The sequence below is a fragment of the bacterium genome, from assembly GCA_030654305.1.
Lineage (GTDB): Bacteria > Krumholzibacteriota > Krumholzibacteriia > LZORAL124-64-63 > LZORAL124-64-63 > PNOJ01.
Map to the genome: position 1 here is coordinate 1 of JAURXS010000186.1, position 9293 is coordinate 9293.

The 9293-nt window shown below is 71.3% G+C and carries 8 protein-coding genes and 1 riboswitch; of the genes, 5 read left to right on the forward strand and 3 right to left on the reverse strand.

Going from position 1 to position 9293, the window contains the following annotated elements:
• Together Q7W29_04970 and Q7W29_04975 are read left to right on the forward strand one after the other, a co-directional pair.
• A partial coding sequence (locus Q7W29_04970; protein MDO9171167.1) for an arginine deiminase family protein occupies positions 1 to 434 on the forward strand: 434 nt, incomplete at its 5' end.
• Complete coding sequence (locus Q7W29_04975) at positions 367 to 1194, forward strand: DUF3078 domain-containing protein (GenBank protein MDO9171168.1); 828 nt, start codon at positions 367 to 369, stop codon at positions 1192 to 1194. The genes Q7W29_04970 and Q7W29_04975, both read left to right, overlap by 68 nt.
• A gap of 14 nt (positions 1195 to 1208) precedes the next feature.
• On the opposite strand, the gene Q7W29_04980 is transcribed toward Q7W29_04975, so the two are convergent.
• From Q7W29_04980 to Q7W29_04990, 3 genes are read right to left on the reverse strand one after another with little or no spacing between them, the layout of a single operon-like run.
• Positions 1209 to 2561, reverse strand: a complete 1353-nt coding sequence (locus Q7W29_04980; protein MDO9171169.1) for a sodium:solute symporter family protein — start codon at positions 2559 to 2561, stop codon at positions 1209 to 1211.
• The gene (locus Q7W29_04985; GenBank protein ID MDO9171170.1) at positions 2558 to 3256 is read right to left on the reverse strand and encodes a thiamine diphosphokinase; all 699 of its coding nucleotides are present in this window, start codon (positions 3254 to 3256) and stop codon (positions 2558 to 2560) included. Before Q7W29_04985 ends, Q7W29_04980 begins: the two co-directional genes overlap by 4 nt.
• On the reverse strand, positions 3246 to 5522 hold the full coding sequence (locus tag Q7W29_04990; GenBank protein MDO9171171.1) for a TonB-dependent receptor: 2277 nt from the start codon (positions 5520 to 5522) through the stop codon (positions 3246 to 3248). The genes Q7W29_04985 and Q7W29_04990 overlap by 11 nt, the downstream gene beginning before the upstream one ends.
• An 83-nt stretch (positions 5523 to 5605) precedes the next feature.
• Positions 5606 to 5697, reverse strand: a riboswitch (TPP riboswitch).
• 108 nt (positions 5698 to 5805) lie between these two features.
• Here Q7W29_04990 and Q7W29_04995 point away from each other — a divergent pair.
• The 3 genes from Q7W29_04995 to Q7W29_05005 all read left to right on the forward strand — a co-directional run.
• A complete protein-coding gene (locus tag Q7W29_04995; protein MDO9171172.1) occupies positions 5806 to 6216 on the forward strand; it encodes a hypothetical protein in 411 nt (136 codons plus the stop codon).
• A complete protein-coding gene (gene gpmI / locus Q7W29_05000) occupies positions 6213 to 7787 on the forward strand; it encodes a 2,3-bisphosphoglycerate-independent phosphoglycerate mutase (protein ID MDO9171173.1) in 1575 nt (524 codons plus the stop codon). Before Q7W29_04995 ends, gpmI begins: the two co-directional genes overlap by 4 nt.
• 238 nt (positions 7788 to 8025) lie before the next feature.
• Positions 8026 to 9293: hypothetical protein (locus Q7W29_05005; protein MDO9171174.1), on the forward strand; the 1268-nt coding region annotated here is incomplete at its 3' end.

The following is a 9293-nucleotide window of genomic DNA, read 5'->3' on the forward strand; positions in this document are numbered from 1 at the left end:
ACTCCGGCACCAACAGCTTCGCGCTGGCGCCGGGGCGCGTGATCGTCTACGCGCGCAACGTCCACACGGTCGAGGAGCTGGACCGCCACGGCTTCGCGGTCGTCGAGGCCCGCGACGTGGCCGAGGGGCGCGTCGATCCCGCGAGCTACCGCCGCTGCGCGATCGTCCTGCCCGGCTCCGAGCTGCCCCGCGGCGGGGGCGGGCCGCGCTGCATGACGATGCCGCTGCGGCGCGCGCCGCTCAGAGCCGGCCCGGGACGCGCCGGCGTCCGTCGCCGTGCCCTTCAGCGGTTGCGCAGGTCGACGACCGTCATTAGTATCGGCGCCGGAAACGGTGAGGCCATGGATCGCACCCTGGAGGTTGGTCGTGAAGTCGAAGCTCGTTCTGATCGCGGCGTTGTCGCTGTGCGTGGTGTCGGTGGCGGCGGCCGGTGAGTGGCAGAAGTCGGCGGACCTGGGGCTGATGTTCAGCCAGAGCGGGTACAGCGGATCCTGGGCCGGCAGCGAGCTGGGCTCGGTGGTCTGGACCTTCAGCGGCGACGTCGCGGCGCAGAAGGACCTCAACGCGTCGACGAGCTGGAAGAACACGCTGAAGCTCACCTACGGCCAGACCCACCAGGAGAAGGAGACCGCCGCCGGCAAGGTGTGGTCCTCGCCGCTGAAGTCGACCGACCGCATCTTCCTGGAGTCGCTGCTGCGCTTCGGCATCGAGCACCCGATCACGCCGTACGTGGCCTTCGCGGCCGAGACCCAGTTCCACGACGGCAATGACCATCCGCTGACGCCGGCCCTGCTGACCGAGTCCGCGGGCCTCGGCCGGCAACTGGTCAAGAACGAGACGACCGACCTGTCGACCCGCGTCGGCCTCGGCGTGCGCCAGCGCACGGCCTACCGGGTCGCGACCGTCCAGGACGCCGGCCTGGAGTGGGTCTCGGACCTGACGCACACCTTCAACCCCCAGCTGAACGTCGTCTCGAAGCTGCGGGTCTTCCAGGCCGTCACCAGCAACCTCGACGAGACGTACGGCGACGACTGGCAGGGCACCGACGCCGCCCTGGAAACGAAGTTCTCGGCGCAGGTCTCCAAGTACATCCAGACCACGCTGTTCCTGGAGTGGCTCTACGACCGGGAGATCTCCGACAGCGGACGGTGGCGCGAGATCTTCGGGTTCGGGGTGACGTACAAGCTGTTCTAGTCGCGCAAGCTGTTCTAGTCGCGCCGCAGGCCCGGCAGCAGCACCCCCGCCGACACCAGCAGCCCCGGGAAGATGGGCTCGACCCCGAGCCACGGCCCGCCGCGTCCCAGCGCCAGCCAGCCCAGCGAGACGGCGCCGGCGGCGAGCATCGCGGCGGTGGCGCGACCGGGCCGCGGGCGCCAGCGCGTGTAGCCGAGGGTGATCGGCAGCAGCAGGATGGGCGTGCCCACGCTGCCCAGGTGGTGCCACAGGCCGATCACCGAGCCCGACCACAGGGCCAGGGCGACGGCCAGGACGGACGTCGCCAGCAGGCCGACGCGCACCGCGGCGGTGGTGCGCGGATCGTCGCCGGGCGGCCCGCCGCGGCGCAGGCGCAGCCAGAAGTCGCGGCCGCCGGTGATGGCGGCGATGAAGGCGTAGGAATCCACCGTGGACATGATCGTCGCCAGCAGGCTGGTCAGGAACAGCCCCTGCAGCAGCGGCGGCAGGGCCACCGCCGCCAGGCGCGGGAAGGCGGCCACGGGGTCCTCGAGGCCCGGCAGCACGGCGCGCGCGTAGAGGCCGGAGGTGGTGGTCAGGAAGTCGAAGAAGACCCAGAACAGGATCGAGACGAGCAGGCCGCGCCGGGCCGTGCGCTCGTCGCGCGCGGCGCAGCAGCGCTGGTAGAAGGCGGGCTCGACCAGGGTCGAGGCCGCGATCACGTACCAGATCGCCACGGCCTGGAAGCCGCGGCCGCCGTGCCAGGTCAAATGCTGCGGCGGCAGCGCGTCGCGCAGGAAATCCCAGCCGCCGAACTTCGCGACGCACACCGGCACCAGCACCATGAAGCCCAGGAACATCAGGACGAACTGCACGATCTCGGTGCCGACCACCGCGCGCAGGCCCCCGCGCACCACGTAGCCCACCGACAGCACCATGCCGATCACGGCGCCGAGCCACAGCGGCCAGCCCAAGGCCATCTCGACCAGCACGCCCATCATCAGCACGTAGGGGGCCGGCACCGTCATCACGAAGATCGCGCCCGCGCCCACCGCCGCGGCGCGCGTGCCGTAGCGCTCCTGCAGCAGGTCGGGCATGGTCAGCGCCCGCCCGCGGCGCGCGCGGCCGGCCAGGACCAGCGCGAAGACCAGGGCGTAGAGGTAGTAGGGCGCCCCGAACACGAGCCAGTTGCTGACGCCGTAGGTCCAGGCGTACTCGCCGACGCCCAGGATGCCGCCGTACCAGGTCGAGACCGTGGTCGCCACGAAGGCGGGCAGGGTCAGGCGCCGGCCGGCGAGCAGGTAGTCGGTCTCGTCGCGGGCCGGCGCGCGGAACAGGCGCAGCACCGCGTAGGCCAGGAACAGGGCGTAGGCGACGACGATGATCATGGGGCGGCGGCACCCCGCCGCACAATCAGCAGCAGCGAGCCCTCGCCGACCGTCAGCCGGACGGGCCCCGCGACGACCTCGTTGGAGATGGTGGCCGGGCCGCGGCCGTCCACCACGGCGTCCCGCAGGAGGTAGCGGACGCCCTCGCAGGCGACGCCGCGCGCACCGCCTGGCAGCGGCAGCAGCGAGAGCGCGGTGCCGGGGGGCAGGTCCCAGGCGAAGGACTCGCCTGCGCCCACCCGCACCGTCGCCGTCCCGGCGTCCGCCAGCAGCAGGCGCAGCCGGCCGGACCAGCGCTCCGGCAGCAGCGCGTTGTGCAGGGCGTGGTCGAGCAGGCCGCCGCCCCCGCCCAGCAGCACGGCTTCGCGGCAGCCCTCGCGCACGGCGAAGGCCAGGGCTTTCTCCGCGTCGGTCGTGTCCTCGTGCACGTCGCGCAGCACCGTCACGCCGTCCGGCACGTCCCGCACGCCCGCGCCCAGGGTGTCGAGGTCGCCCACGATCGCGTCCGGCAGGCGCGGCAGCGCGGCGTAGGGCCGGCCCGCCGCGTCGGCGCAGAGGAAGAGGTCGGCGAGCGCCAGGTGCGCGGCCAACAGGCGCGTCGGCGGCGGGTCGCCGTCGGCCAGCACGACGGCGCGCTTGCCGCGTTTCGGCAGCAGGATCGCGTCGAGCGCGCCCGCCGGGCCGTCAGAAGTCATAGCGCACCCCCGACTGGAAGCTGCGGCCGGCGGCGGGGATCAGGTACCGGCCGCCGTACCAGTAGCCGTTGGTCTCGTACTCCTCGTCCAGGAGGTTGCGCACGTCCAGGGAGAAGCGCGCACCGCGCAGGCCGCTCGCCAGATCGGCCAGATCCAGGCCCGCGCTGACATCGAGGGTCGCGTAGCCGTCGATCGTGCGCTCGCCGCGGCCCGTGGCGTCCAGGTGCTGGCGGCCCACGCTGCGCAGCCGCAGGCGGGTGTCGAGGGCGCCGAAGTCCGAGGCCAGGGTGATGCTCGCGAGGTGGCGCGGGAACAGCGGGATCGGGTTGCCGGAGTAGTCGAAGCTGCCGCTCTCCCAGCTGTCCGGATCGAGGGTCGCGACGTAGGCGTCGAACTCGTCCCAGCTGCGCGAGGCGGCCACCCGCAGCTCGTGGCGGTCCGCCAGGCGCGCGGCCAGGCCCAGTTCCAGACCCCGGTGCAGGGTGCGCTCGGCGTTGCCGCGGATCGCGGCGCCTTCGTCGTCGACCGCCCCGTAGGGCACGATCTCGTCCGTGAAGTCCATCCAGTAGCCGTTCAGCGTCCAGCTCAGCCGCTCCGCGCGCCACGACCAGCCCAGCTCCCAGTCGACGGCCTTCTCCTCGCGGACGTAGGGGTCGGACCACTGCACGTAGTCGGTGTCCCCGTCGCCGTCCTCGTCCACGCCCCTGCCGGTGCGGAACAGCGGCGCGACGCCCAGGTCGTCGGGCCCGTACCAGGTGTCGTACAGCTCGCCGTCGGTCGGTTCGCGGCGGGTCACGCCGACGTGGAGGTAGGCGGCCGCGCGCCCGCCCCAGGGCCGCGCCGGCAGCTCCCAGTGCACGCCGCCCTTGGGGTTGAACCAGTCGTAGCTCACCTCGTAGGCGTGGCGGTCCTCGCCGGTGAAGTTGCCCAGCTCGGCCTGCCGGAAGACGTACCGCTTGTGCTGGAGCTGCAGGTCGGCGATGAGGGTGAGGCCAGGCGCCGCTTCGAACATCGTGTTGACGAAGACGCTCTGCGCCTGCTTGTCGCCGGTGTAGCGGTAGTAGTCGACACCCTGCAGGCCGTCGGCGACGCCGGCCACCGACAGCACGTCGCCGTGGTGGTCGCTGTGGAAGTCGTAGAGGTCGCCGCCGAGGATGGTGCGGCCGCCGGCGTGGCGGATCTCCAGGTGGGGCACCCAGCCGAGCTGGTCCTTGTCCACGAGCTTGCGGCGCACGAGGTCGACCTCGTCGTCGGCTCCGATTCCCAGCGAATGGTCGAGGCTGTAGTCGCCGGCCGTCACCCCCTCCTTCAGGTTCTCGTAGAATCCCTCGCCGTGGATCAGGTAAGCGGCCTGCACCAGGGTCACGCGGTCGGACAGGGTCCAGCGGTGGTGCAGCTCGTAGTGCGGCTGCCGGAAGTCGTCGACGGCGTGCGGGTAGGTCTCGGGGTTGGACCGCCGGTCGATCAGCAGGTCCGCCTCGGCGGCCGCGTTCCAGCCGTGCTTGCTCACCTCGTGCCCGGTGTAGACGTTGGCCTGCAGGGAGTGCCGCTCGCCGAGCCAGCGCCCGCTCCAGAACGCGCCCCACAGGCGGCTGCCGGTGCGGTCGCGGTAGCCGTCGCTGACGATGCGCGACCAGCGGACGGCGCTGCTGAAGCCGTCGCCGACCGGGCCGGTCTGCCAGGCGGCCGAGCCGCGCCAGGTGCCGAAGCTGCCGCCCTGCACGGCGACGCGGCCGCCGGCCTCGTCGTCGAACTGCTCGGTGACGAGGTTCACGGTGCCGCCGACGGCGGTCGTCGCGCCCAGCGAGTTGGTGATGCCGCGCTGCACCTGCACGTCCTCCAGCGACGCCGCCAGGTCGGGCACGTCCACCCAGTACACCTGGTGGTCCTCGGGATCGTTCAGCGGGATGCCGTTGATCATCACGCCCACGCGCTTCTGGTCGAAGCCGCGGATGTTCAGGTAGGTGTAGCCGACGCCGTTGCCCGCGTCGGAGGTGGCGTGCAGGCCCGGGGTGTCCTCGAGCAGCAGGGGCAGGTCGGCCGCGCCCAGGCGGTCCCGCAGCTCCGCGGCGGTGATGTCCTGCTGGCTGAGGCGGACCCCGGCGCCGTAGCGCGAAGCCGTGACGACGACCTCGGGAGCCCAGGTGAGGGTGTCCGGGAGTCCCGCGGTCGGAGATGCCGTCGGAGCCGCCGTCGCGGCGGCGGCCGTGGGCAGCGGGCAGGCGAGGGCCGCGACGCAGAGGCCGGCGGCGACGAGACGCGCCATGATGGTTCCTCCCTAGCGGGCCTGGGAACCGGCGCCTGAAAAGCAAACGCCGGCTCCATCGAGGGGGCCGGCCGCATGGCGGTCGTTGCAGATTCCCGTTTCCCTACGCCGGCATGACCCGGGTCAGGTTCCAAGGGTCTCTCTCAGGCCTCGAAGGCCACCCCTAACGGTTGACCGGCCCACCATAGGCCGGCCGTCGCGGCGTGTCAAGGGATGGCGGGGCGGCTTCGGCCGTGCTAACGTCTGCCACTGGTCGCGAGAACGACACGAACGGAGCCGCGCCTTGAACGACACGATCGCCGATGCCGCCGCCCCGACCCTGGAACTGCTGCGCGACGCGCGTCTGTTCGTGCGGCGCGCGGGCGCCCTGGCCCGCCTCGAGAGCGAGCGGACGGCCCGGATCCGGCTGACGGCCGACCAGATCCACCACCCGGACGCCCCGGGCGATGTCGTGGTCCGGCACGGCCGGCTGCGGCTGTCCGAATTCCTGGGCGACGGCCGGGAGGTCTGCCGCGCGGTGCTGCAGGCCGGGTTCTGCTTCACGATCCACGGTCCCGCGGCCGCGCGGACCGGGACGCCGCTGGACGTCTGCGTGCTGATGGCCCTGGGCGACGCCGAACTGTGGCGGCTGCCCCCCGGCACGTTCGCGCGGCTCGACGCGACCACCGACCACCTCGCCGAGGAGTACCGATGACCGACCGCCGTCGCCCCCACACCCCGCTGGTCCTGTGCATCCTCGACGGCTTCGGCTGGCGGACGGGCCCCGGCTCCGAACACGGCAACGCCATCGCGCTGGCGAAGCCGGCGTTCTACGAGAGCCTGCTGGCCGACTACCCGCACACGACCCTGCACTGCCACGGGCTCGAGGTGGGCCTGCCCGAGGGCCAGATGGGCAACAGCGAGGTGGGCCACCTGACGATCGGCTCCGGCCGCGTCATCGACCAGGACCTGAACCTGGTGACGCGCAGCCTCGCGAGCGGCGCCTTCGACGAGCACCCCGCGTGGCGCGGCCTGGTCGCGGGACTGCACCGGCGCGGGGGGCGGCTGCACCTGCTGGGCCTGGTCTCTGACGGTGGCGTCCACTCCCACCTCGACCACCTGAAGGAGATCGTCCGGATCGCGGCCGGTCAGGGCGTCGACGAGATCTTCATCCACGCCTTCCTGGACGGGCGGGACACCGACCCCCACGGCGGCCGGCAGTACGTTCAGGACCTGGAGGACACGCTGGCCGGCCTCGGCCGCGGCCGGATCGCCACCGTCGGCGGCCGCTACTACGGCATGGACCGCGACAAGCGCTGGGACCGGGTCGAGAAGGCCTGGCGCGCGATGGTCCAGGGCGAGGGGGAGACGGCGACCGGCGCCGTCGCGGCGATCCTGGATTCCTACGCGGGTGGGGTCACCGACGAGTTCATGCTCCCGACCGTGATCGTCGACGAGGCCGGCGCCCCCGTGGCGACGGTCCGCGACGGCGACGCCGTCTTCTTCTGGAACTTCCGCTCCGACCGGGCGCGCGAGCTGACCTGGGCGTTCAACGTGGACGGTTTCGACGGCTTCCCGCGGCCGGTCCGTCCCGCCGTGGACTACCTCTGCATGACGGTCTACGACGAGAGCCTCGGCCTGCCGGTCATGTTCGACCCCGAAGCCCCCCGCGACCTGCTGGCCGACGTCCTGGCCGCGCACGGCGTGCCCAACCTGCGCACCGCCGAGACCGAGAAGTACGCCCACGTGACCTACTTCTTCAATGGCGGGCGCGAGGAGCCGTTCGCGGGCGAGGACCGCCGGCTGGTGCCCTCGCCGAAGGTCGCCACCTACGACCTGCAGCCCGAGATGAGCGCGCCGGAGGTCGCCGGGATCGTCCTGGACGCGCTGGCCGCCGGCCTCCACGAGGTGATCGTGGTGAACTTCGCCAACGGCGACATGGTGGGCCACACCGGCGTGCTGGAGGCGGCGGTGTCGGCGGTCCGCACCCTCGACGGGCTGCTGGCGCGGATCGTGCCGGAGGTGCTGGCGCGCGGCGGCGTCCTGCTGTTGACCGCCGACCATGGCAACTGCGAGGAGATGATCGCCCCGGACGGGCGTGTCCTGACCAACCACTCCCTGAACGACGTGCCTTTCGTCCTGGTCGGACGGGAATTCGCCGGCCGCGACGGGGCCCTGGACGGCCGCGCCGATGCCGGTTTGCGCGACATCGCCCCGACCATGCTCGACCTGCTCGGGCTGCCCCGGCCGGACGCCATGACCGGCCGGTCCCTCCTGGCGCCCTGATTTCGAACTCGTAAATTCAATAAAAGGGGCCGTTCACGCGGCCCCTTTGTCACATGGTGTGAAAAACCTGCGAAGTTGTAGACAAATCAAGGGTTCCGATGTATCATCTTGCGTGCACAGAGTCATGGGCCGCGATCCACTTTCCACGCTTCATATTCCTGAACTTGACGCCTGGATCCGACTCCCAACTCGTGCCCTGCGCGGGAAACGTGTGTCCGAAGCAGAGGAGAGAGACAGCATGAAGCGATTGATCCAGAGCGCCTTGGCGCTCGCCGTCATCGTGTGCGTGTCCGGCATTGCCGCCGCCCAGACGATCGACGACATCCAGTACTACAACCCGACGACCGGCGCTCCGGCCAGCCCCTACAACGCCACGACCCAGACCGTCGAGGGTCGGGTCTACGTCGTCAAGGGCACCTACAACGCCGGTTCCCACTACATCCTGGACGATTCCGGCAACGGCATCGCCTTCTTCAACTCGGCGGCCCCCCCGCTGACCTACGGCGACCGCGTCTCGGTCACCGGCACCGTCGGCATCTTCCAGGGCGAGATCCAGCTCTCCCCGGCGCCCACGGTCACCTTCCTCGGCGCCGAGGCCGTCCCGACGCCCGTCGTGATGACCATCGCCCAGGCCAAGTCCGACTACGAGAACGTGGGCAAGTTCGTCTCGCTGTCCGGCCTGATCGCGACGTTGCCGGCCTCCGGCCAGTTCAAGCTGCACTCCGGCACCGACAGCATCATCGTCTACATCGATTCCGACACCGGGATCAACCTGGGCGCGGTCGCGATCGGCGACAGCTACACCATCATTTCGCCGCTGGTCAACTACACGGGCGGCATCATGGAGCTGAAGCCCCGCCGCCAGGCCGACCTCATCGAGGGTTCTGGCCCGATCATCGACATGATCAACTGCGCCGACTGGACCCCGCTGGCCAGCGACCCGATCACCGTCACCGCGACGATCACCGACGACGTCGCCGTGGCTTCCGCGGCGCTCTACTACCGCGACGACTCCGGCGACAGCACCGGCGTCTTCCTGAGCGCCGCCATGAGCAACATGGGCGCCAACGTGTGGTCGGCGACCATCCCCGGCGGCTTCCTGGGCCGTCAGGTCGACTTCTACGTCCGGGCCCTGGACGGCAACGGCAACATCTCGCTGAACCCGGGCGACGCCCCGGCCGGCTGGTACGAGGTCGCGGTGGGCATCACGTCCATCCACGACGTGCAGTACGTCGACCCCGCGACCACCCCGCAGAACTCGCCGTTCACGGGCCGCGTCGTCAACGTGCAGGGCATCGTGACGGCCGGCACCGGCGACGCCGGTTCGACCAGCAAGTTCATCATGCAGGACGGCTCGGGCACCTACAGCGGCCTGCTCTGCTACGAGGGCACCGCCGCCAACTTCCTGCTGCCCGGCGACGAGGTCCAGGTCGGCGGCTACATCGAGGAGTACTTCGGCCTGACCGAGATGAACCCGCACAACGGGTCCGCGATCGAGCTGGTCTC

Excerpts from the sequence above, each read along its gene's own strand:
- Q7W29_04980 (MDO9171169.1), bottom strand. The coding sequence starts at position 2,561 with ATGATCATCGTCGTCGCCTACGCCCTGTTCCTGGCCTACGCGGTGCTG.
- gpmI (MDO9171173.1), top strand. The coding sequence starts at position 6,213 with ATGACCGACCGCCGTCGCCCCCACACCCCGCTGGTCCTGTGCATCCTC.
- Q7W29_04990 (MDO9171171.1), bottom strand. The coding sequence starts at position 5,522 with ATGGCGCGTCTCGTCGCCGCCGGCCTCTGCGTCGCGGCCCTCGCCTGC.
- Q7W29_04985 (MDO9171170.1), bottom strand. The coding sequence starts at position 3,256 with ATGACTTCTGACGGCCCGGCGGGCGCGCTCGACGCGATCCTGCTGCCG.